Source organism: Variovorax sp. YR216, assembly GCF_900107745.1.
Taxonomy (GTDB): Bacteria; Pseudomonadota; Gammaproteobacteria; order Burkholderiales; family Burkholderiaceae_C; genus Variovorax.
Map to the genome: position 1 here is coordinate 894,390 of NZ_FNRO01000001.1, position 23,375 is coordinate 917,764.

Below are 23,375 nucleotides of genomic sequence, written 5' to 3' on the forward strand. Positions count from 1 at the left end.
CACTTCGTGTGGCTCGGACACCCCCTTTCAGGGGGCAACCCCGGCGGCCCGGCAAAGCCGGTTCCGCGGGGTTTCGCGAATGGGCTTCGCTTCGCTGGCCGGCTTGCTCCGTGTGTCATGGTCCCTTGATTCCCATGCTTCCTCCTGTCATCTTTTCCCACGGCAACAGCTTTCCGGCGAGCACATATCGGGTGATGCTCGACAGCCTGCGCAATCGCGGCTTCGACGTCGACGCGGTCGAGAAATTCGGCCACGACCCGAAATACCCGGTCACCGACAACTGGCCGCACCTCGTGCAGCAGCTCGCCGATTTCACACGGGAGCGAACGAAGAAACTGGGCGCTCCGGTGTTCCTGGTCGGACACTCGCTCGGCGGCTTTCTGAGCCTGATGTGCGCCGCGCAGCACCCTGAGCTCGCGCGCGGCGTGGTACTGATCGACTCCCCGATCATCGGCGGCTGGCGGGCCGGCACCATCAACCTGATGAAGCGAACGCCGCTCATGAAGAGCGTCTCGCCCGGTGTGATCAGCCGCAAGCGCAAGAACACCTGGGAACACCGCGACGCCGTGTTCGAGCATTTCCGCAGCAAGAAGGCCTTCGCGAAATGGGACGAGCGCGTGCTGCGCGACTACATCGAGCACGGCACCTTCGACGCCGAGGATTCACGCACCCTGAGCTTCGATCGCGATGTGGAGACGGCGATCTACAACACCCTTCCGCACAACCTCAGCGGCCTGTTGCGCGCGCATCCGCTGAAGTGCCCCGCCGCCTTCATCGGCGGCCGCCAGTCGGTCGAGATGCGCCGCGTCGGCATGACGATGACGCAGCAGGTGACCAAGGGCCGCATCACGATGCTCGACGGCACCCATCTCTTCCCGATGGAAAAGCCGATCGCCACAGCGGCGGCGGTGGAAGCATCGCTGCGGAATCTGCTCACCTAGCGGGCCAACCACGCCCCTCGCCAGGGATACCGCGGAACCGGCTCCGCCGGGCCGCCGGTATCGCCCCCGGTAGGGGGTTGGCGAAGCGACACGAAGTGCCCGCAGCCTGGGGGCGAGCCTTAATCAGCCCATACGACCAGCCCGCTCCAGGCGGTCGCCAGCACCACGATCCCGAACGCGATGCGATACCACGCGAACGGGATGAAGTCGTGCGTGCTGATGTAGCGCAGCAGCCAGCGCACGCACAGCCAGGCACTCACGAACGAGAACACGAGCCCGACCAGGAACAGCGGAAGGTCGGCCACCGACAGCAGCGCGCGCTCCTTGTAGAGGCTGTAGACGCCCGCGCCGATCAGCGTCGGGATCGCGAGGAAGAAGGAGAAATCGGTCGCCGCCTTGCGCGACAGCCCGAGCAGCATGCCGCCGATGATGGTCGAGCCGCTGCGGCTGGTGCCCGGGATCATCGCGAAGCACTGCACGAGGCCGACCTTGAGCGCGTCCCAGGGCGTCATGTCGTCCACGTGCTCGATGCGCACCGAGCCCGGCGGCCGCTTCTCGGCCCACAGGATGATGAAGCCGCCGATGATGAAGGTGCTCGCCACCACCACCGGGATGAACAGGTGCGCCTTGATCGCCTTGCCGAACAGCAGGCCCAGCACCACGGCCGGCAGGAAGGCGATCAGCACGTTGAGCACGAAGCGCCGCGCCTTGGGCTGGCGCGGCAGCGCGACGATGGTCGAATGGATCTTCTGCCAGTAGACCAGGATGACCGCGAAGATCGCGCCGGTCTGGATCGCGATGTCGAAGACTTTCGCCTTGTCGTCATCGAAGCCGAGCAGCGAGCCCGCGAGGATGAGGTGGCCGGTCGACGAGATGGGAAGAAATTCGGTCAGCCCCTCGACGATGCCCATGACGGCGGCCTTGACCAGCAAAACGATATCCACGCGCGCTCCTTGAAAGAGCGTCGATTATCGCGATGGAACAAGTCAGCTGTCGCTCAGATCAGCACAGCGAGATCACGCGAACTGCCGCTTCGCAGTGGTCGCGGAAGCCCATGCGCAGGTACAGCCGGTGCGCGCTGTCGTTGTCGCGCATGACGTGGAGGAACGGCGTTTCGCCGCGCAGCAGCTGGCGGCGGATCAGCTTCTCCATCAGCCGGCGGGCGAGTCCGCGCCCCTGGAAGTCAGGGTGCGTGCACACGCCGCTGATCTCGTGCAGCGTGCCGGCGTGCATGCGCTCGCCGGCCATGGCAATCAGGCGGCCGCTCTCGAAACAGCCGAAGTATTCGCCCAGCTCGGGCGTGCGCGGACCGAAGGGGCCGGGCCGGGTCAGGGTTGCGAGCTCGACCGCCTGCGCCGCATGTTCCGGCCGCAGCGGCACGGCATCGAGTGCGGGGTCGTCGCCCGGCATCGCACCGTCCCAGACCATGCGGTACATCGTGGCATCGACGTCGATGTTCCACCCCGCCGGCGCGGCGCCGGTCCAGTCCATGCAGTAGACGTGCTCCCCGGGCTCGCAAAGCGGCGCGAGCGCGTCGAGATCGGGATGCCCCGCATCCGCGAATCCGGCGATCGGAGAGAAGCCCGATGCGTAGCGCCGCGCCCGCTCGTTGCCGGATGCGAACTTCGCATGCGGGCCGGAAAGCGCGTTCCAGGCAATGTTGTCGAGGAGCTGGATCATTCTCACGCGCGCTCGCGCAACGCCCGTATCGCGCTGTCCACGGTGGTCATCACGGGCAGTCCCGACGCGTCCTCGCAGGCTCCACGTGCGCGCGCCATGCTGAACTGGGCCAGCGCGATGCGCGCGCAGCCGCGTACTTTCAACGCCCTGGCCTGCGCGGCGATCAGCGCGTCGTGCTCCTGCGCATCGCCGCGGTTCAGTGCCTCCATCGCGCCGATGGCAAGCGCCGTCACGAGCTCCACACCGTCCGGGAATTCCGAGGGCATCGAATCCAGCGTCGGCTGAAAGGTGGCGATCAGCCCGAGCCTTCCCGTCCCTTGCGCGGCCTGCGCCACCATCGCCTCGTTGGGCTTGAGTACCGGGATGCCGGCATGCCGCCGCGCGACCGCCTCGATGCACGAGCCGAAGGCCGAGCAGGTGAACAGGATTCCGTTCGCGCCGGTGTCGACCGCGTAGTGCGCCAGGCGCTGGAAGCGCTCGTGCATGGCCTCGTCGAGCCGGCCGGCGCGCACGAGGTCGGCGGAAAGGCTGTCGTCCAGCAGGTTCATGCGGACAGCTTCGGGCCAGTCGCGTTCGAAGGCGCTGTTGATGGGCGCGATCGAGTGGCCGATGGCGTGGATCAGGGCGATGCGTGTCATCCCCTGAGCGTAGCTCAGGAGCCGTTGCTTGCAACAGGCTGCGCGGCGTCCTGCATCCAGTCCGCATGCCAGCCGCCGCCGAGCGACTGGATCAGTGCCACCGCCGCTGTCTGCCGGCTGACCTGCACCTGCAGCAGCGTGCGCCGCGCATTGAGCGCCGACACCTGCGCCACCACGACGCTGGTGTAGTCGATGGTGCCCGCGCGATAGCGGTTGAGGAACTGCTCCTCGGTGCGGTCCGCCGCGGCGGAGGCCTGGCGGCGCATGGTTTCCTGCTCGGCGAGGCTGGCACCGGCGGTGAGCTGGTCCTCGACGTTCTGGAACGCGGTCAGCACCGTCTGCCGATAGCGCGCGACGGACCCTTCATGGCTCGCCTTGGCCGCATCGACGCTCGCACTGATCGCGCCCCCGTCGAACACCACCTGCGCCACGGACAGGCCGAGCGACCAAAGCGTGTTCGAGGCATTGAAGAGATCGCCCACGCGGGTTGCACTGCTGCTGACGGCGCCACTGAGCGTGAAGCTCGGGTAGTAGGCGGACCGCGCGATGCCAATCTGCGCATTGGCGGCGGCGACGTCGCGCTCGGCGGCCGCGATGTCGGGGCGGCGCTGCAGCAGCGTCGTCGGCACGCCGGACGGAATGCCGGGCACGACCGGCTTCCAGTCCGCGGCGGGCAGCGAGAACTCCGCCGGCGCCGCACCGATCAGCACCGCGATCGCATGCTCCAGCGTGTCGCGCGTGCGCTTGAGCGCCACGCGCTCGGCCCGGGTGGTGACCAGCAGCGTTTCCGCCTGCAGCACGTCGCTCTGTGCGGCGATGCTGGCCTCGTAACGGTTGCGCGTGATCTGGAGGCTGCGCTCGTAGCCTTCGAGCGTGATGTCGAGGATGCGCAACTCGGCATCGGCCTCGCGCAGCGAGAAGTAGTTGGTCGCGAGATCGCCGATGGCGGACAGGCGCGCCAGCGCCAGATCGGCCTCGCTCGCCTGCGCGTTGGCCTGTGCGCTGTCGACCGCCTTGCGCAGCCGGCCCCAGACGTCCGGCGCCCAGTCGGCGTTGAGCGAAGCGGCCATGGCGTTCGACGGCGAGGTGTTGCGCGCACCGCTGCGGCGCGCGCTGCCATCGACCGTGACGCTCGGGAACAGCACAGCGCGCTGTCCGCGCACCAGCGCCTGCGCCTGCGCGTAGTTGGCGACGGCGGCGGCGATGTTCTGGTTCGATACCTGCACGCGCGAGGCAAGATCGTCGAGCGTCGCATCGCCAAAGAGCGTCCACCACTCGCCGCGGTCCAGCGCATCCGCGGGTGCCGCGGGCAGCCAGCCTTCGGCGGCCGGTGCGGACTTCCAGGCGGCCGGGCTTGCGGTTTCCGGCTGGACGTAGTCGGGGCCCACCGCACATCCGGCCAGCGCGGCGGCCAAGGACAGGGCCATGGCTGTGCGCGCGAGCACTCGCGGGGGGTTGCGGAAAGTCAATGGATTCGAAGCACTCATGATGTCGGTTTCACGTCGGCCACACGGCTGAGGTTTCTTTCGTTGGACGTACGGCGGCGTAGCTTGTCCAGCAGCACATAGACCACCGGCGTGGTCAGCAGCGTCAGCAGTTGGCTCGCGATCAGCCCGCCGATGATCGCCACGCCCAGTGGCTGGCGCAGCTCCGCGCCCAGCCCGAAGCCGATCGCGAGCGGCAACGCGCCCAGGGCCGCCGCCAGCGTGGTCATCAGGATCGGGCGGAAGCGCAGCAGGCAGGCTTCGCGCACCGCCTGCGCGGCGGTGAGGCCGCGCGCACGCTCGGCTTCGAGCGCGAAGTCGATGATCAGGATCGCGTTCTTCTTCACGATGCCGATCAGCAGGAACACGCCGATCAACGCAATGATCGAGAACTCCATGCGGAAGATCAGCAGTGCCAGTACCGCGCCGACACCGGCCGAAGGCAACGTGGTCAACACCGTGATCGGGTGAACGAGGCTTTCGTACAGCACGCCCAGCACGATGTAGATCACCACCAGCGCCGCGACGATCAGGAACCACTGCTGCCCCTGCGACTGCTGCGCCGCGAGCGCCGTGCCCTGGAAGCTGCCGCGCACGTTGACCGGCATCGCGATGTCGGCCTCGGCCTGCGCGACGACGCGCTTCGCATCGCTCAGGCTCACCCCGTCGGCGAGGCTGAACGAGACGGTGCTCGCGAGTTCGGTGTCCTGGTGGTCGATCGAGGTCGGCACCGCGCGCTCGCTGAACTTCGCGAAGGCCGACAGCGGCACCATCAGCGTGGTGTCGGTCGCGATCTGCTGGCCGGTGGATGCGGTGCGCGACGACGGGTTGGCCGACACGAGGGTGGACGTGCCGGTGGTCGTGTCCTTGTTGTCCTCGACCGAGCTCACGATGGTGTCGCCCCTCGCGTTGGTGGTGGCGGCCAGCGTCGAAGGCACGTAGAGGTCCTTGAGCACGATCGGCGAGCGCTGGAAGCGAGGCGCCCATTCCATGATCACCGAGTACTGGTTGAGCTCGTCGTAGATGGTCGCGACCGAGCGCTGGCCGTAGGCGTTGTAGAGCGCGGCGTCCACCGCGCTCGAATTGACGCCCAGGCGCGCGGCCGCGTCTCGGTCGACTTCGACGAAGGTCTCGACGCCGTTGTCCGCATCGTCGCTGTCGACGTCGGTCAGCGAGGTTTCCTGCCGCAGCCGATCGGCGAGCTTGGTCGACCAGGCGCGCAGGTCGCTCAGGTTGTCGCTCTTGAGCGTGTACTGGTAGGTCGAGTTGCTCGACCGCCCGCCCATGCGCAGGTCCTGCACCGGGCTCAGGAACACACGCAGGCCGGTGAGCTGGTTGAGCTGCGGGCGCAGGCGATCGATGACCGCCTGCGTACGGTCGGCGCGCTCCGACACCGGCTTGAGGTTGACGAACATGAAGCCGCCCCCCGCGCGCCCGCCGCCGGAAAAGCCGACGACCGTGTCGACCGCCGGATCCTTGCGGATGATGTCCACCGCCTGCTTCAGCTTCTCGGCGATGGCTGCCGACGAGATGCTCTGGTCGGCGCGCAGGCCGGCGTTGAGCTGCCCGTTGTCCTGCTGCGGAAAGTAGCCCTTGGGAATGGCGTTGAAGAGATAGACGTTGAGCCCGATCACCGCGATCAGCACCGCGACCACCACCCCCTTGCTTGCCAGCGCCCAATCGAGGCTGTGGGCGTAGGCAAGCAGCGTGCGATTCCACGCGCGCTCGGTGAGGCGGATGAAAAAGCCGCGCACCTTGCCGGGCTGCTTGCCGCCCTCTTCCGCTTCACTGCGCAGCAGCATGGCGCACAGCATCGGCGTGGTGGTGAGCGAGATCACCAGCGAGATCAGCACCGACACCGACAGCGTGACCGCGAACTCGCGGAACAAGCGCCCCACCTGCCCGCCCATGAAGAGCAGCGGGATGAACACCGCCACCAACGACAGGCTGATCGACAGCACGGTGAAGCCCACTTCGCGCGCACCGCGCAACGCGGCTTCCACCCGGTTCATGCCCGCCTCGACGTGGCGCATGGTGTTCTCGAGCACCACGATCGCGTCGTCGACCACGAAGCCGGTGGCGACCGTGAGCGCCATCAGGCTCAGGTTGTTCAGGCTGTAGCCCAGCAGGTACATCACGCCGAAGGTGCCGAGCAGCGACACCACGGTCGCCACCGCCGGCACGATGGTCGCGCGCGCCTTGCGCAGGAAGAGGCCCACCACCAGCACCACCAGCGCGACCGAGATCATCAGCGTGGTCTCGATCTCGCGCAGCGACGCACGGATGGAGTTGGTGCGGTCCGAGGCGACCTCGATGTTGATGTCCTGCGGCAACTGCGCGCGCAGTTCGGGCAGCAGGTTGCGCACGCCATCCACCGTTTCGATGATGTTGGCGCCGGGCGACTGGGTGAGCAGCACGATCACCGCCGGCTCGCCGTTGAAAAGGCCCAGCGTGCGGGTGTTCTCGACCCCGTCGATCACCCGCGCCACATCGCTGAGGCGCACCGCCGCACCATTGCGCCATGCGATCACCAGGTCTCGGTAGTCGACCGCCTTGCGGCCGGGTGCGGGCGTGTAGATCTGCAGCTTGCGGTCGGCGCTTTCGATCGCGCCTTTCGGCCGGTTGGCGTTGTTGGCCTGGATCGCGGCGCGCACGTCCTCGGTGCTGATGCCGAACTTGTTGAGCGCGAAGGGCTCCAGTTCCACCCGCACCGCAGGCAGCGAGCCGCCGCCGATCTCGACCTCGCCGACGCCCTCCACCTGCGAGAGGCGCTGGCTGACGATGTTCGAGACCTCCTCGTAGATCTGGCCCGGTGTGCGCGTCTTCGAGGTGAGCGCGAGGATCATGACCGGCGCCGACGCCGGATTGCGCTTGCGGTAGGTGGGATTGCTGCGCAGCGTCGCCGGGAGATCGACACGCGCGGCATTGATCGCGGCCTGCACCTCGCGCGCGGCACTGTCGATGTTGCGGCTCAGGTCGAACTGCAGCGTGATGCGCGCCGAGCTGTTCGAACTCGTGGACGTGAGCTCGTTGACGCCCGGGATGATGCCCAGCCTGCGCTCCAGTGGCGTCGCGACGCTGGAGGCCATCGTGTCGGGGCTCGCGCCGGCGAGGCTCGCCTGCACCGAGATGGTCGGATAGTCGACCTGAGGCAGAGGCGACACGGGCAGCACCAGGAAGCCGATGATCCCGGCCAGCGCGATGCCGATGGTCAGCAGGACCGTGGCAACCGGGCGCTCGACGAATGGCCTGGAAAGATTCATGTCCGGCCCCCGCTCACGCGGTCACCCCGTCACTGCCGCTGTCGCCGTGCGTGTCGGTGCCGCCCTTGCGGCCGCCGCCCAACCGGCGGCCCATGCGGTCGAAGGCCAGATAGATCACCGGCGTCGTGAAGAGCGTCAGCACCTGGCTCACCACCAGCCCGCCGAAGATCGCGAGGCCCAACGGCCGCCGCAGCTCGGCACCTTCGCCCCAGCCGAACATCAGCGGCAATGCGGCGAACAGCGCGGCCAAAGTCGTCATCAGGATCGGCCGGAAGCGCAGCAGCGCGGCCTGGTGGATCGCCTCCAGCGGCGACTTGCCCTGGTGCCGCTCGGCATCGATCGCGAAGTCGATCATCATGATCGCGTTCTTCTTGACGATGCCGATCAGCAGGATGATCCCGATGATCCCGATCACGCCGAGGTCGTTGCCGGTCACCATGAGCGCCAGCAGCGCGCCCACGCCGGCCGAAGGCAGCGTCGACAGGATCGTCAGCGGATGGATGTAGCTCTCGTAGAGCACGCCCAGCACGATGTAGACGCACACCACCGCCGCGAGGATCAGCCAGAGCTGGTTGGTGAGCGACTTCTCGTAGGCGCCCGCCGCGCCAAGGAAGGTCATGGTCACGCTGCCGGGCATGCCGATTTCCTTCGCCGCCGTACGGATCGCCGCGACCGACTTGCCGAGCGCCACGTTCGGCGCGGTGTCGAAGCCGATGGTCGCCGCCGGGTACTGCGCCACCCGCGTGACCTGCAGCGGCGCGTACTGCTCGCGCACCGTGGCCAGCGACGACAGCGGCGTCGCCGTGCCGGAGCCGGTGCGCAACTGCAGGTTGCCCAGCGCCTCGGGCGAAGAGAGCGGCTCGCGCTGCGCTTCGAGGATCACGCGGTACTGGTTGGTCTCGGTGAAGATGGTCGAGACGATGCGCTGGCCGAAGGCGCTGTAGAGCGCATCGTCCACCGAGCTTGCCGTGACCGACAGCCGCGACGCGGTGTTGCGATCGATGTCCACGTAAGCCGCGAGACCCTGCGCGCCCGCGTCGGTTGTCGGGTTGCGCACCAGCGGCTCGCTGCGCAGGCGCTCGACCAGCTTGCCGGCCCAGGTGTTCACCGTCGCGGTGTCCACGCCTTCGATCGCCACGCGGAACTCGGTCGGGCCGGTTTCGGCGTCGATGGTCAGGTCCTGCGTCGGCTGCAGGTAGAGCGTGACGCCGGCCACGTTGGCGCGCACGCGCTCGCGCAGGCGCTGCATCACGTCCGCCTGCGAATCGTGCCCCTTGCGGAGGTTGATCAGCATGCTGCCGATGTTCAGCGCGGTGTTGTTGGCAGCATCCACGCCGACCACGGAGCTCAGGCTCTGCACGTCCGGGTCGGCCAGGATCGCGTTCGCGGCGGACTGCTGCAGATCGGCCATGCGCGCGTACGACACTTCCTGCGCCGCTTCGATGCGGGCCTTGAGCTGGCCGGTGTCCTGCGTCGGGAACAGGCCCTTCGGGATGACGACGTAGAGCGCCACCGTGAGCGCGAGCGTCAGCACCGCCACCACGAGCGTGAGCGTCTGGTGGCGGAACACCCATTTCAGTTGGTCGTCATAGCGCGCGATCACGCGCTCGAAGAAGCGCTGCACGCTTGCACCGAAACGGCCGCCCTCTTCCGATGCGGGCTTGAGCCAGCGCGCCGACATCATCGGCACCAGCGTCAGCGACACGACCGCGGAGATCAGGATGGTGATCGCCAGCGTGACCGCGAATTCGCGGAACAGCCGGCCGACCACGTCGCCCATGAACAAGAGCGGAATCAGCACCGCGATCAGCGACACCGTCAGCGAGATGATGGTGAAGCCGATCTGAGTCGCGCCCTTCAGGGCTGCCTGGAACGGCGGCTCGCCCTCTTCGAGATAGCGCGAGATGTTTTCGATCATCACGATCGCGTCGTCCACCACGAAGCCGGTCGCGATGGTCAGCGCCATCAGGCTCAGGTTGTTCAGGCTGTAGCCGAGCAGGTACATCAGGCCGAAGGTGCCGATCAGCGAAATCGGCACCGCGATGCTGGCGATGACCGTCGCCCGCAGGCTGTGCAGGAAGAAGAAGATCACCAGCACCACGAGCACCACCGCGAGCGCCAGCTCGAGCTGGACGTGGCTCACCGATGCGCGGATGCCGGTGGTGCGGTCGCTCAGCACCTCGACCTTGACCGAACCGGGCAGCGAGGATTCGAGTTCGGGCAACTGCTTCTTGATGGCATCGACCGTGCCGATCACGTTCGCGCCCGGCTGGCGCTGCACGTTGAGAATGATCGCCGGATACAGCTTGGCCTCTTCGCCGCCCGCGTTCTGGTCGGACTGCACCGCAGCCCAGGCGCCGAGCTGGGTGTTCTCGGCGCCGTCGATCACGCGGGCGACATCGCTCATGCGCACCGGCCCGCCGTTCTTCCACGCGACGATCAGGTTCTTGTAGTCGGCCGCCGTGACGAGCTGGTCGTTGGCGTTGATGGTGTAGGCCCGCTTCGGGCCGTCGAAGCTGCCCTTGGCGCTGTTGGAATTGGCCGCCGCGATCGCCTGCCGCAGCGTGTCGAGCCCGATGCCCACCGATGCCAGCGCGTTGGTGTTGGCCTGGATCCGCACCGCCGGCCGCTGGCCGCCGTTGAGCGTCACCAACCCGACGCCGCCGACCTGGCTGATCTTCTGCGCGAGCCGCGTGTTCGTGAGGTTCTGCACCTCGGTGAGCGGCATGGTCTCGGAGCTGACCGCCAGCGTGAGGATCGGCGCATCGGCCGGGTTGACCTTGGCGTACACGGGCGGCGCGGGCAGATCGGCCGGCAGCAGAGAGCCGCCCGCGTTGATCGCGGCCTGCACCTGCTGCTCGGCCACGTCCAGCGTCTGGTCGAGCGCGAATTGGAGCGTGATGATCGACACGCCAGTGGCGCTGGTCGAGCTCATGCGATCGAGACCGGCCATCTGGCCGAACTGGCGTTCCAGCGGCGCGGTGACGGTGCGGCTCATGACCTCCGGGCTCGCGCCCGGATAGAGCGTCTGCACCTGGATGGTCGGGTAGTCGACCTGCGGCAAGGCGGCCAGCGGCAGGAACCGGAAGCCCACCAGGCCCGCGAGGACGATCGCGAGCATCAGCAGCGCGGTCGCGACCGGGCGCTCGATGAAGACGCGAGAGGGACTCATCTTCTTTCCTGTCCCTTACTGCGGCGGCGGACGCTGGCGGCGGCCTTGCTGCTGCTGTCCGTCGCTGCGCTGGCCGCGCTGGCCATTCGCACCCTGGCGCGGCGGCGTCGGCTTTTCACCCTGCAACATCACGCGCGCCCCATCCTTGAGGCGGTCGCCGCCTTCGGTGACCACGAGTTCGCCTTCCTTCACGCCGTCGTTGATCGCCACCAGATCGACCGTCGCCTCGCCGCGCTTGACCGCGCGCATCGACACGGTGCGGTCCTCGTTGATCACGTAGACGAAGGTGCCGTTGGGACCTGTGCGCACCGCGGTGACGGGCACCACGACGGCGCTGATCGTGCGCAGCGTCATCTGCACGTTGACGAACTGGTTCGGGAACAGCGGCGCGCCCTGGTTCGCGAAACGCGCCTTGGCCTTGACGGTGCCCGTGCTGGTGTCGACCACGTTGTCGAGCGTCGAGAAGGTACCGGTGTCGAGCACCGAGCTGCGCACCCGGTCCATGGCCTTCACCTGCAGCGACTCGCCCTTGGCGAGCTGGGCCTGGATGTCGGGCACGCGGTCCTGCGGCACCGCGAACTGCACGTCGATCGGGTTCATCTGCGTGATGACCGCGATGCCGGTGGTCGCGTTGGCCGTCACGTTGTTGCCCGGATCGACCGTGCGCAGCCCGATGCGGCCCGCCACCGGCGCGGTGATTCGGGTGTAGTCGAGATTGAGCTTGGCGGCGGCCTCGGCGGCGCGATCGCTGATCACCGCGCCTTCGAGCTGCTTGACCAGTGCGGCCTGCGTATCGACGTCCTGCCGCGCGATCGAGTCCTGCCCGAGCAGCGTGCGGTAGCGCGCCAGCGTGACGCGCGCGGCTTCGAGCTGGGCTTCGTCGCGCACCCGCGTGCCCTGCGCCTGGGCGAGCGCCTGCTCATAAGGACGCGGATCGATCCGCGCAAGCAGTTGCCCCTTGGTGACCGACTGCCCTTCCGTATAGAGCACCTCGGTCAGCACGCCGCCGACCTGGGGCCGCAGCGTGATCGTCGCCAGCGGCGTCACCGTGCCGAGCGCGTCAATGAGGATGGGGAGATCCGTGCGTCGCGCAGCCGCATGGCCGACGGTCTGGCTGATGCCGCCGGCACCGAAGCCCGGACGCCCACCGGCCGGCTCACCGGAGCGCTTGATGAGATACCACCCGCCCGCCGCGAGCCCCACCACCAGGATCAGCGCCAGCAAGGCGCCCAGCCACCGCCGTCCGCGCGAAGGGGGTCGGGGTTCGGGGTGGATGGGAAGGGTTGGCTCTGCGTTGGGTGACGACATTGTTGGAGTCAGGCGTTTGACGTATGCCTTTGAGTGGAGCCGGGAATCGTAGCTCCCAGTTGCTACAAACCGTAAAGCCTCGGTAAAGCCCAGATTGACATCTGCATCTGGCGACAGCGATCTGCAACTGGCGCCGCCGGAATGCGTTTCGTCGCATGGCCATGGCAGGCGATTCGGGCGGGCTGCACAGTGCGCCCCATCGACCCAGGAGCCCGCCATGCAGATGTCCCCGATCATCGCCGTCCACCTCACCGCTGCCGTCAGCGCGCTGGTCCTCGGGCCCGTGGTGCTCTGGGCCCGCCGAGGCCGTACGCAGCGCCCCAGGCTGCATCGCGCGCTCGGCTATGCCTGGGTCACCCTGATGGTGATGACTGCCGTGTCCGCCATCTTCATCCGCGATTTCAGGCTGCCCAACATCTCGGGCTTCACGCTGATCCACCTGTTGGTGCCTGCGGTTTTCTACGGCCTCGGACGCGCCTTCTGGAAGCTCTTCCGGGGCGACATCCGCGGCCACCGCTTCGCGATGCAGGTGACCTACATCAGCGCCTGCATCGTGGCCGGAGGCTTCACGCTGCTGCCCAGCCGGTACCTGGGCCAGGTGCTCTGGGGCCAGTGGCTGGGCCTCGCCTGACGCTTCTTCTTTCGCTTCCCCTCTTTTTCTCCCAACTCCCACGGAGCGCACCATGCTGACGCAGATCCTTCTTCACACCCCCAAGTGGGTCTTCGGCCTCTTCGCACTGCTGCTGTGGCTCGGCGCCCGCCAGCTCATCGCCACCAGCCTGAGCATGACCCGCATGACGCTGATGCCGATCGTGATGGGCGGCCTGTCGATCTACGGCGTCGCGTCGGCCTTCGGCGACTCGATCGTCTCGCTGCTGGCATGGGCGGCCGTGGCCTTCGCGACGCTCGCGCTGGTGCTGCAACGCGGACTGCCCGCGGGCACGCGCTACGACGCGGCGGCGCGCCGCTTCCACGTTGCGGGGACCGCGGTGCCGCTGGCGCTCATGATGGGCATCTTCTTCACCAAGTACATCGTGGGCGTGCTGCTCGCCATGCATCCCGGACTCATGCGCCAGCCGACCTTCGCCATCGGGATCAGCGCGCTCTATGGTGCATTCACCGGCATCTTCATCGGTCGCGCCATCCGGCTCTTGCGCCTCGCGATGCGCACCGAATCCTCGGCGCTCGCCGCCTGATCCGCCACCCGCAGCAGGAGTTTCAACATGACGACTGACGACATCGACCGCCTGGCCCGCAAGCGCGCGAAGGCCAAGATCGGCTGGTTCATCCATGCGGCGATCTATGCGACCGTCAACCTCGGGCTGCTCGCGCTGTCGGCGGCGAACGGCCGGGCCTGGGCTGTCTTTCCGCTGCTCGGCTGGGGCGTCGGCCTCCTGGCCCACGGGATCTCGGTCTGGCTGCTGCCGCCCGGCGGCGCGCTGCTCGAAAGGATGACCGAGCGCGAACGCACCAGGCTGACCGGCGGCGCCAAGGGAGACCCGTGGTGAAGGCCGGCGCACGACGCCTGCTGGCCCTGGCGCTCGCCGGCCTGCTGGGCCATGCCGCATCGGCGGCCACCGGCGTGGCGGTGCTGCCTGCCCCGCCGGACACCGGCCCGGTCACGGTGTTCTACCCGACCGCTGCCGCGCCGGCCCGCTTCACCCGCGGCCCGTTTTCCTTCGATCTGGCCGCCGACGCCATCCCGCTGCGCGGCAACGGCCAGCTGATCGTCATGTCGCACGGCTCCGGCGGCTCGCCCTGGCCGCAGGCCGATCTGGCGATCGCACTGGTGGACGCCGGCTTCACCGTCGCCATGCCGGAGCATGCGGGCGACAACTACCGCGATATGCGCGATGTCGGTCCGCCCACCTGGCGCCATCGCCCTCGCGAGGTGTCCCAAGCCATCGATGCAATGGCGGCCGACCCGCGTTTCGCGCCGCTGCTCGACTTCGGCCATGTCGGCGTCTACGGCATGTCCGCCGGCGGGCTCACTGCCTTGACCCTGGCCGGCGCGCGCTGGTCGCCGGCCTTGCTGAACGCCCATTGCCAGGCGCATCTGGCGGAGGACTTCCCGGCCTGCGTGGGTCTCGCGACGTCGCTCACGGGCGGCATGCTGGATGGCTTGCGCCTCAAGGCCTCCCGCCGGGCGATCGACTGGAAGCTGGGCAGCCAGACCGCGCTCGAATCCTGGACGGATCCAAGGGTCACTGCGGCGGTAGCGGCGGTGCCCATGGCAGCGACCATCGAGATGACCTCGCTCGCGAAGCCCCGCATTCCCCTGGGACTGGTGCGCGCGGGCCATGACGAGTGGCTCGCCCCGCAATGGCACATCGACGCGGTGCGCGCCGCCTGCGGCGCCCACTGCACGCTGATTGCCGACATGCCCACCGCGGGCCACGGCTCGATCCTGTCGCCGCAGGTGCCGGACCTGCCTGAGCGCGCGGCGCGGCTCCTGAACGACCCGCCGGGCTTCGACCGGGCGAGCCTGCCCGGCGTCTACGACGCCATCGCCCGCTTCTTCATCCAGAATCTGGCGCCATGAAGATTCACTGGTTCAGTGCCGGCCGGCACTACCTGCAAGTCATTGCGTTCTGCTGCGTGGTGGCGGTACTGACGACCGCGATCTGGCCGAACAAGACCTACCTGATGCAGGTCGGCTATGCCTTGTCGGTGGGCACCGTCATCTGGGCCGTGATCGAGTTCGGGCGCTATCTCGTCGACGAGCGCCACTGCCATACCGACAGCACCGGCGGCCATGGCTGGCCGAAGGGCTGGCGCGGCCTCCTGCTGACGGTCGTGGGCATCGGCAGCGGCTTCCTGGTCGGGGACCGCGTGGGCGACTACCTGTTCGGCTACACCAATGTCTCTTCGCCGCGCGACAACGCCATCAGCCTGGTCATCACCATCGTCGCCGGCGCTGCCGCCAGCTTCTACTTCCATGCGCGCGGCAGGGCCGCCGCGCTGACCGCCAAGATCGCGACCGCCGAACGCGATGCCGGCGAAGCCAGGCTCAAGCTGCTCGAAGCCCAGCTCGAGCCGCACATGCTCTTCAACACACTGGCCAATCTGCGCGCGCTGATCGCGGTCGATCCACCGCGTGCCATCGAGATGCTCGACCATCTCAACGACTTCCTGCGGGTCACCCTCGCCGGCTCGCGTGCCACTTCTCATCCGCTGGCTTCCGAATTCGATCGCCTCCGCGACTACCTCGAACTCATGTCGGTGCGCATGGGGCCGCGCCTGCGCTACTCGCTCGATCTCCCCGATGCCCTGCGGAACCAGCCCGTTCCACCCCTCTTGCTGCAGCCCCTGGTGGAGAACAGCATTCGCCACGGCCTGGAACCGCGCGTCGAAGGCGGTGAGGTCGTCGTGCGCGCCCGGCGCGACGGCGCAAGCCTGCTGATCGAAGTGACCGACACCGGCGTGGGCATCGATGCCGAGGCAGCCGAGCCGTCCAAGGGCGACGGATTCGGAATCGCACAGGTCCGCGAACGCCTCCAGACCGTCTACGGACCGCAAAGCGCCATGACCATGGCCCCGCTGCCGACCGGCGGAACGCGCGCGGCCATCCGCTTTCCCCTGTCCGTGCAAATCGAATGAATCCGACCGCACTCATCGCTGAAGACGAGCCGCTGCTCGCGCAAGCCCTTCGTGCCGAACTGGCTGCCGCATGGCCTGAACTGCAGGTGATCGCCAGTGTCGGCGACGGCCGCAGCGCAGTGCGCGAGGCGCTCGAACAGCTTCCGCAGGTGCTCTTCCTGGACATCCGCATGCCCGGCCTCGACGGACTGGGCGTGGCCACCGAGCTGGCAGATGCGTGGCCGATCGACGAGGCACCCATGCCGCAGCTCGTCTTCGTCACTGCCTACGACGAATACGCCGCACGCGCCTTCGATGCGCAGGCCATCGACTATGTGCTCAAGCCGGTGCAGTCCGAGCGGCTGCGGCGTACGGTGGCGCGGTTGCAGTCTGTGCTGGAACTGCGCTCGTCCTCTTCAGTGCCTGCCGACGATGCGCTCGCCAGCACGCTCGCGCAATGGAGAAAGGTACTGGGCGCTGCCGAATCCGCACCGGGTGCGGCTGCGCCGCTCAAACTGATCCCGGCGAGCCAGGCCGGCGCATCAGGCAACACGATCCGCATGGTGCCGATCGATGAAGTGCAGTACTTCGAGGCGGCCGACAAGTACGTTCGCGTGATCACCGCACAGAACGAATACCTTATTCGCACACCGCTCAAGCAATTGCTTCCGCAGCTCGATCTGCAGGTCTTCTGGCAGGTCCATCGGGCGGCGGTGGTGCGAGCCGACGCCATCGAAGCGGTTCACCGCGACGAGGCGGGCAAGCAGCACCTGACGCTGCGCGGACGATCCGAAAAGATCCCCGTGAGCCGCCTGTATGCGCACCTCTTCAGGGCCATGTAGTCCCCGACCGACACCGCAAGAACGAGGCCAAACATGAAAAGAAAAGGCCGGCCCTTTTCAAGGGGCCGGCCTTTTCATGTGACAGCAGGCTATTGAGATGTGAAGCTAACGCTCAGCGGTAGTAACCGTGGCCATACCCGTGCCCGTGCCCGCGCCCGTAGTAGTACGGCCCCGGGTAGTACACAGGAGCCGGCCGGTAGTAGCGAGGCGCCGGCGCGTAGTACACGGGGGCTGGGCGGACGTACACCGGGGCCGGGGCCACATAGGCCGCTGGCGGGTAATACACGGGCGCCGGCGCGACGTAATACGGTTGCGGCGATGCGACACCCACGGCCACGCCGGGGACGTTGACACCCACCGACCAGGCAACATTGGCTGCGCTCGCCGACGCTGCGGCAAAGAGCGCACCGGCGGCGACAGCGCCTGCAGCGGCCCATTTGAAGAGTGTGGATCGAGTTGTGCTCATGTCTGGACTCCTGTTGAAATGGGCGTATCGACCGCCCATGTAGGTATTCAACGCGGCGAGTGTCAATGTGGTGTACGACGCTCTGTGAAGAAGGTAGCGAAAGGTAACGGGGCTCTAGCGGCACGTAGAATGCGTGAATGACTTCCGCCGCAGCCGACAACGATACCGCCAAGCCTAGCAATTTCTTGCGCCACGTCATCGAAAACGATCTCCAGCAGGGCACCTATGCCGACCGCAAATGGGGTGGCGACCCAGGCGATGCCGCCCATCACGCCCAGGGCATGCGGGACCCTGCCAAGGTCCGCATGCGCTTTCCGCCCGAACCCAACGGCTACCTGCACATCGGCCACGCCAAGAGCATCTGGCTGAATTTCGAGCTCGCCAAGGAGTACGGCGGCGTGTGCCACCTGCGTTTCGACGACACCAACCCCGAAAAGGAAGAACAGGAATACGTCGACGCGATCCGCGATGCCGTGCAATGGATGGGCTACGAGCCCGTGATGGCCGACGACCCGGCGCACCCGGGCGCGCGCAACGACCACGTCTACTTCGCGAGCAACTATTTCGACTTCATGTACCGCGCGGCCGAATTCCTGATCACCGCCGGTCATGCCTATGTCGACGAACAGAGCGCCGAAGAGATCCGCGCCAATCGCGGCGACTTCAACACGCCAGGGACCGACAGCCCCTTCCGCGCCCGCACGCCCGACGAGAACCTCGCGCGTTTCCGCGAGATGCGTGACGGCAAGCTGCCCGATGGCGCCGCCGTGCTGCGCGCGAAGATCGACATGGCGAGCCCCAACATCAACATGCGCGACCCGGCGCTCTACCGCATCCGCCGCGCGACGCACCACAACACCGGCGACAAGTGGTGCATCTACCCGATGTACACCTTCGCGCATCCGATCGAGGACGCGCTCGAGCAGATCACCCACAGCATCTGCACGCTGGAGTTCGAAGACCAGCGCCCGTTCTACGACTGGCTGCTCGACCGCCTCGCCGAAGGCGGCCTGATCGCCTCGCCGCATCCGCGCCAGTACGAATTCGCGCGGCTCAACGTCACGCATGTCATCACCAGCAAGCGCAAGCTGCGCCAGCTGGTCGAGGACGGCCACGTCGACGGCTGGGACGATCCGCGCATGCCCACGCTCGCCGGCCTGCGCCGCCGCGGCTACACGCCCGAGGCGCTCAAGCTCTTCTGCGAGCGCTCCGGCGTGACAAAGTCCGGCGGATGGATCGACTACGCGAGCCTCGAAGCCGCGCTGCGCGACACGCTCGACCCGATCGCGCCGCGCGCGATGGTGGTGCTCGATCCAGTCAAGCTCGTGATCACCAACTGGGGCGAGCTGATGGGCGGCGACGACGTGCTCGACGAATGCACGGCGCCCGTGCACCCGCACCACGCCGAGATGGGACGGCGCAGCTTCAAGCTCGGCCGCGAAGTGTGGATCGAGCGCACCGACTACGAAGACGTGCAGCCCAAGGGCTTCTTCCGCCTCTTCCCCGGCAACAAGGTGCGCCTCAAGTACGGCCATGTCATCGAATGCACCGGCGCGACGCGCGATGCCGACGGCAAGCTGGTCGAAGTGCAGGCCAGGCTGGTGCCCGACACCAAGAGCGGCACGCCCGGCGCCGATGCGATCAAGGTCAAGGGCAACATCACCTGGGTCGCGGCCGCCGATGCGCTGCCGGCCGAGGTGCGGCTCTACGAGCGCCTCTTCGCGGCAGCGCAGCCCGGCGCCGGCGAATTGCTCGACGAGCTCAACCGCGACAGCCTCGTCGTGACGCAGGGCTACGCCGAGCCGTCACTGGCCACCGCCGCGCAAGGCGCGCCCTACCAGTTCGAGCGACACGGCTACTTCGTGCTCGATTCGCACGTGGGCGCGAACGGCCAGCGCGTGTTCAACCGCGCGGCCGGAATGCGGGACAGCTGGGGCAAATAGGTCGCTACGAACGACCCGCATCCCATGAAACCGGCACGCCCCAAGCCAGAAACCCCGCGGAACCGGCTTGGCCGGGCCGCCGGGGTTGCCCCCTGCAAGGGGGTGCCCGAGCCACACGAAGTGGGCGAGGCTGGGGGTGGGTTCTAAAGCGGTTTTGTCAGGTAGACCGCTTCGCGTCCCACGATCACACGCTGCGCCGGCATGAACACGGTGCAGTCGTCGCACGGCGCGCGGATCTCGTCGGGCCCGTTGTTCGCGATGAGCTCGCCCTTGGCGAAGGTCTCGAAGCCGATCAGCGGCCGCACGAAGCGGAAGTCCTCCGACTGGATGACATGCGTCTGCAGCAGCTCGTAGCGGCGCTGCGGCGCAGGCGGCGAAGTGGGCGCCTTGTCGATCAAACCGAAGTGTGCGAGGAAGCGCAGCGTCACTTCAGTCGCGAGATCGGCCGCCGACTGCTTGAAGTGCTGGCCGCACTCGACCACCACCGCGGCGCCCGGCGCATCCGCGCCCGCATGCAGCCCATGCTGGATCAGCGGCGTGCCCGAGCCCAGTCCGGCCGGCATCACGAGATGAACCGGCGGCAGGCCGATCGCCATCGCGACCTTCGCATTGCGCTCGTACGCCGGGTACACCCAGAAAGGCACGACGTCCTGGCTGGTGGAATGGATGTCGAGGATGTGATCCGCCGCCGCCACCACCGGCCGCAGCTCGCGCGCGCGGCGCAGCTCGGGGCTGTCCTCCGGCCCGTCGAGCCATTCGTCGGACCACACGCGGTTGAGGTTGTGCACGATCTGCCGGTTGTCGAAGGGCTTGGCCGGATCGAAGGCGTTGTAGGCCTCCACATGCGCAAAGCTCACGGTCAGCGTGCCGACAAGGGGCCGGACGCCGGTGTCGAGCAGATGGGTCGCCGCCACCATCCCGCAGATCTCGTTGCCGTGGGTCAGCGCGTTGATCAGGACATGCGGACCGGGCTTGCCGGATTCGAAACGGTGGACGTAGTCGATGCCGGTGTTGCCTTGGCGATAGGCCGAAATGTCGCGCGGGAGCACTTCGAGATCGGGAGTCTGTGTCATTGAGGGGATTTTTCTCCGATGAAGAACCGCAGTGCGGCCGGATCCGCAAGTTTGCTACACCTTGCGACCGCACGCAGGCGGGCGCCGGAGGCCCATCGATTGGGCCGTAGACTCGCGGGCCATCCATGAGAACCCGCGTTCAAGAACCATTCCATGCCTCTGACCGCTGAAATGCGACGGTCGATCGACCAGATTCGCGACTACCTCTTTGGCGGCGGCTATCCCGATCCCGTCAGCAATGCGGAACAGTTGTCTTTCCTCTTTTTCTTCTTCCTGCTGGAGACCATCGACGACGAGAACAGAAAACGCGCCGAGGTCCTGAAAGAGCCGTTTGCGAGCATCTTCGATGGCGAATGGACGCTCCGGAGCACCGAGACTTCCGCGCGCGAAGGCGGTCGCCTCGCCACCGTACTGCGCACCGCGGCGCGGACGATCCCGCGGAGCCGCTTCCGCTGGACTGTCTGGGCCCGGGAGATGGGGGGCCAGGCGCTCGTGGACTTCGTGGGCGATCAGGTCTTCCCGTTCTTCGCCGAGATCGGTGCGGCCGGCGCGCACGACTTCATGCGCGCAGCGCGCCTCGGCATCCACGACCCGACGGTGCTGACGCAGGTCGTCCGGCTCGTGGACGGGCTCGGCCTGGCCGATGCCGACTCCGACACCAAGGGCGATCTCTTCGAGCACGTCCTGCGGCAGATCAGGCAGGCGGGCGAGCTCGGGCAGTTCCGCACGCCGCGCCACATCATCCGGCGCATCGTCGAGATGGTCGACCCGACCATCGGCGAGACCATCTACGACCCGGCCGCAGGCACCGCGGGCTTTCTGGTGGCGGCGTACAACCACATCCGGCTCCGGAATTCATCGCCCGAGACGATCGTCGAGATCGAAGTCGACGGGAAGCCCCAGCCGCGCGGTCTGGGCGATCTGCTCACGCCCGAGGATCTCGACGTGCTGCGCAACAGGACCTTCTACGGCAACGACGTCGACCCGAAGATGGTGCGGCTCGCCACGATGAATCTCCGGCTGCGCGGGCTGGACAAGGTGCGCATCCTCCAGCGCAACGTGCTGACCTCCGTCCTCGACGAAGCCAGCAAGGACGAACTCGGCCTGCCGCCCGACGGCTACGACCTGGTGCTGGCGAACCCGCCCTTCTCCGGCCGTGTCGACAAGGAGCGCATCGTGGATGGGGTGCGCGTGGGCACCACGAGCAGTACCGAGCTGCTGTTCCTCAAATACCTGCAGGACAGCCTGCGCGACGGCGGCCGCGCCGCGGTCGTCGTGCCCGAAGGGGTGCTCTTCGGCTCGACCAGCGCACACCTGGAACTGCGGCGCCAGCTCGTCGAGAGCAACCAGGTCGATGCCGTGCTGAGCCTGCCGGGCGGCGTCTTCCAGCCCTACTCGGGCGTGAAGACCTCGGTGCTGTTCTTCCGCAAGGGCGGGATCACCCGGCGCGTGCTGTTCCTCCATGTGGACGAAGACGGCTACGAATTCGACGCCAACCACGACACGCCCAACGAGGACGATGACCTGCCGCGCGTGGCGGCCGCGTATGCGCAGCGCGAAGCCTCGCTTTCACGCTGGGAGGCTCGCGAGCCCGACGCCGACTGGAGCGAAAAGTGGTGGTTCGCCGATGCAGCCGCGCTGCGCGACAACAGCTACAACCTCACGGCCAGCCGATACCGCCCGTTGAGCAGCAGCGAGGCCGAACACCAGGACTTCCTCGAGCTACTCGACGACGTGATCGCGAGGGAACTCGAACTGGTCAAGGTGATGGAGACACTGCGAGACATGGTCAGGGAGTACAAGGCGTGACAGCGCCCCGGATCGCGCTGCGGCAGGTGGTCGAGGCGAAAACGGGCACGATGAACCCGTCCGCCTGGCCCGACGATCCGATCACCTACATCGACGTCACGGCCGTCGACAACAGAACCAAGACCATCGCCGGCGCGCGGACGATGCGCGGCGCCGAAGCACCAAGCCGCGCGCGCAGGCTGCTGCGCACCGGCGACGTGCTGGTCTCCACCGTTCGGCCCAACCTCAACGCGGTGGCGCTGGTGCCTGATTCGCTCGACGGCGAAGTGGCGAGCACCGCGTTCTGCGTGTTGCGTGCGACGCCGCGCGTGCTGCCCGAATACATCTATTTCTTCGTCCAATCGGCGCGGTTCATCCGGGGTCTGGAGCGCCTCGCGAAAGGCGCGCTGTACCCGGCCGTTTCCGAGTCATGCGTGTTCGACCAGGAGATTCCCCTGCCGTCGCTCGAGAAGCAGCGCCGCATCGTCGACATGCTGCTGTGCGCGCAACGGGCGCTGCGCCTGCGCCGCGAAATACGGGAACGAACGGTACGACTGCTGCCGGCGCTCTATACCCACGCCTTTGGCGACTCCGTTGCCAATCCGAAGAGTTGGCCGGTGGTGCCGCTCGAAAGCCTGCTGAAGATGTCGCCGCAGAACGGGCTGTACAAGCACAGGTCGACCTATGGCGACGGCACGCCGATCGTGCGGATCGACAGCTTCCGTGACGGCGACCTCTGCGAACCGGTGCGCCTGAAGCGGCTTCGCCTCGACGACAACGAAGGCCGGCAGTACGCGCTCGCCGAAGGTGACATCCTGGTCAACCGCGTCAACAGCACGGAGCACCTGGGCAAGAGCGTGTTGATCCGTGCGCTGCCGGAGCCGACGGTGTTCGAGTCGAACATGATGCGACTGGTCGTCGATCCGGAACGGGCGCTTCCGCAGTACGTTGCCTCCGCGCTGCAGACGACGCGTACGCGGCAGCACTTCCTGCGGAACGCGAAGCGCGCAATCAACCAGGCGAGCCTGAACCAGAAGGACTTGAGGACGGTGCCGATCATGCTGCCGCCCCTGGACAAGCAAGCCCCCTTCGCGCGCTACGCCGACTTCACCGCATCGGCGAGAGGGACCGAGGCGCAGATGATCTCGAACGCGGAAGCGACGCTGGCATCGCTGCTGGCGAAGGTCTTCGGCTGATC

19 protein-coding genes are annotated in these 23,375 nt (G+C 67.5%); 10 read left to right on the forward strand and 9 right to left on the reverse strand.

Annotated elements, in window-relative coordinates:
- Positions 1-134: 134 nt before the first annotated feature.
- Positions 135-941: an alpha/beta fold hydrolase gene (locus BLW05_RS04200; protein ID WP_093159998.1), complete on the forward strand. Its 807-nt coding sequence runs from the start codon at positions 135-137 to the stop codon at positions 939-941.
- Between the two features lie 119 nt (positions 942-1,060).
- Here the strand turns inward: BLW05_RS04200 and BLW05_RS04205 are convergent, their stop codons facing one another.
- From BLW05_RS04205 to BLW05_RS04235, 7 genes are read right to left on the reverse strand one after another with little or no spacing between them, the layout of a single operon-like run.
- Positions 1,061-1,885, reverse strand: coding sequence for an undecaprenyl-diphosphate phosphatase (locus BLW05_RS04205; protein ID WP_093160001.1), 825 nt, complete (start codon positions 1,883-1,885; stop codon positions 1,061-1,063).
- Positions 1,886-1,943: 58 nt separating this feature from the next.
- The gene (locus BLW05_RS04210; protein WP_093160003.1) at positions 1,944-2,621 is read right to left on the reverse strand and encodes a GNAT family N-acetyltransferase; all 678 of its coding nucleotides are present in this window, start codon (positions 2,619-2,621) and stop codon (positions 1,944-1,946) included.
- A 2-nt stretch (positions 2,622-2,623) separates the two neighbouring features.
- Entirely contained in the window at positions 2,624-3,259 is a 636-nt protein-coding gene (locus BLW05_RS04215) for an aspartate/glutamate racemase family protein (RefSeq protein ID WP_093160006.1), read from the reverse strand.
- Between the two features lie 14 nt (positions 3,260-3,273).
- Positions 3,274-4,686: an efflux transporter outer membrane subunit gene (locus BLW05_RS04220; protein WP_256330015.1), complete on the reverse strand. Its 1,413-nt coding sequence runs from the start codon at positions 4,684-4,686 to the stop codon at positions 3,274-3,276.
- A gap of 56 nt (positions 4,687-4,742) precedes the next feature.
- A complete protein-coding gene (locus tag BLW05_RS04225; protein ID WP_093160011.1) occupies positions 4,743-8,006 on the reverse strand; it encodes an efflux RND transporter permease subunit in 3,264 nt (1,087 codons plus the stop codon).
- 13 nt (positions 8,007-8,019) lie between these two features.
- Positions 8,020-11,178, reverse strand: a complete 3,159-nt coding sequence (locus tag BLW05_RS04230) for an efflux RND transporter permease subunit (RefSeq protein ID WP_143044767.1) — start codon at positions 11,176-11,178, stop codon at positions 8,020-8,022.
- 15 nt (positions 11,179-11,193) lie between these two features.
- Complete coding sequence (locus BLW05_RS04235) at positions 11,194-12,402, reverse strand: efflux RND transporter periplasmic adaptor subunit (RefSeq protein WP_371126911.1); 1,209 nt, start codon at positions 12,400-12,402, stop codon at positions 11,194-11,196.
- Positions 12,403-12,703: 301 nt separating this feature from the next.
- Between BLW05_RS04235 and BLW05_RS04240 the strand changes: the two genes are divergently transcribed.
- The 6 genes from BLW05_RS04240 to BLW05_RS04265 are packed head-to-tail and all read left to right on the forward strand — an operon-like array spanning position 12,704 to position 16,907.
- Positions 12,704-13,117: a DUF2306 domain-containing protein gene (locus BLW05_RS04240; RefSeq protein WP_093160016.1), complete on the forward strand. Its 414-nt coding sequence runs from the start codon at positions 12,704-12,706 to the stop codon at positions 13,115-13,117.
- Positions 13,118-13,169: 52 nt separating this feature from the next.
- Positions 13,170-13,682, forward strand: a complete 513-nt coding sequence (locus BLW05_RS04245; RefSeq protein WP_093160018.1) for a DUF6622 family protein — start codon at positions 13,170-13,172, stop codon at positions 13,680-13,682.
- A gap of 27 nt (positions 13,683-13,709) precedes the next feature.
- Positions 13,710-13,994 carry a 2TM domain-containing protein gene (locus tag BLW05_RS04250; protein ID WP_093160021.1) on the forward strand — a complete coding sequence of 95 codons (285 nt, stop codon included), beginning with the start codon at positions 13,710-13,712 and terminating at the stop codon, positions 13,992-13,994.
- Entirely contained in the window at positions 13,991-15,028 is a 1,038-nt protein-coding gene (locus BLW05_RS04255; protein ID WP_256330017.1) for an alpha/beta hydrolase family protein, read from the forward strand. The genes BLW05_RS04250 and BLW05_RS04255 overlap by 4 nt, the downstream gene beginning before the upstream one ends.
- Complete coding sequence (locus tag BLW05_RS04260) at positions 15,025-16,086, forward strand: sensor histidine kinase (protein WP_093160023.1); 1,062 nt, start codon at positions 15,025-15,027, stop codon at positions 16,084-16,086. Before BLW05_RS04255 ends, BLW05_RS04260 begins: the two co-directional genes overlap by 4 nt.
- Entirely contained in the window at positions 16,083-16,907 is an 825-nt protein-coding gene (locus tag BLW05_RS04265; protein ID WP_093160026.1) for a LytR/AlgR family response regulator transcription factor, read from the forward strand. The genes BLW05_RS04260 and BLW05_RS04265 overlap by 4 nt, the downstream gene beginning before the upstream one ends.
- Before the next feature lie 112 nt (positions 16,908-17,019).
- Here the strand turns inward: BLW05_RS04265 and BLW05_RS04270 are convergent, their stop codons facing one another.
- Positions 17,020-17,373, reverse strand: a complete 354-nt coding sequence (locus tag BLW05_RS04270; protein WP_093160028.1) for a hypothetical protein — start codon at positions 17,371-17,373, stop codon at positions 17,020-17,022.
- Positions 17,374-17,510: 137 nt separating this feature from the next.
- Here BLW05_RS04270 and BLW05_RS04275 point away from each other — a divergent pair, with 137 nt between their 5' ends.
- On the forward strand, positions 17,511-19,316 hold the full coding sequence (locus BLW05_RS04275) for a glutamine--tRNA ligase/YqeY domain fusion protein (protein ID WP_093160031.1): 1,806 nt from the start codon (positions 17,511-17,513) through the stop codon (positions 19,314-19,316).
- 143 nt (positions 19,317-19,459) lie between these two features.
- On the opposite strand, the gene BLW05_RS04280 is transcribed toward BLW05_RS04275, so the two are convergent.
- Positions 19,460-20,389 carry a M14 family metallopeptidase gene (locus tag BLW05_RS04280; protein WP_093160033.1) on the reverse strand — a complete coding sequence of 310 codons (930 nt, stop codon included), beginning with the start codon at positions 20,387-20,389 and terminating at the stop codon, positions 19,460-19,462.
- 153 nt (positions 20,390-20,542) lie between these two features.
- On the opposite strand from BLW05_RS04280, the gene BLW05_RS04285 reads away from it, so the two are divergent.
- A complete protein-coding gene (locus tag BLW05_RS04285) occupies positions 20,543-22,198 on the forward strand; it encodes an HsdM family class I SAM-dependent methyltransferase (RefSeq protein WP_093160036.1) in 1,656 nt (551 codons plus the stop codon).
- Entirely contained in the window at positions 22,195-23,373 is a 1,179-nt protein-coding gene (locus BLW05_RS04290; RefSeq protein ID WP_093160038.1) for a restriction endonuclease subunit S, read from the forward strand. Before BLW05_RS04285 ends, BLW05_RS04290 begins: the two co-directional genes overlap by 4 nt.
- Positions 23,374-23,375: the final 2 nt, after the last annotated feature.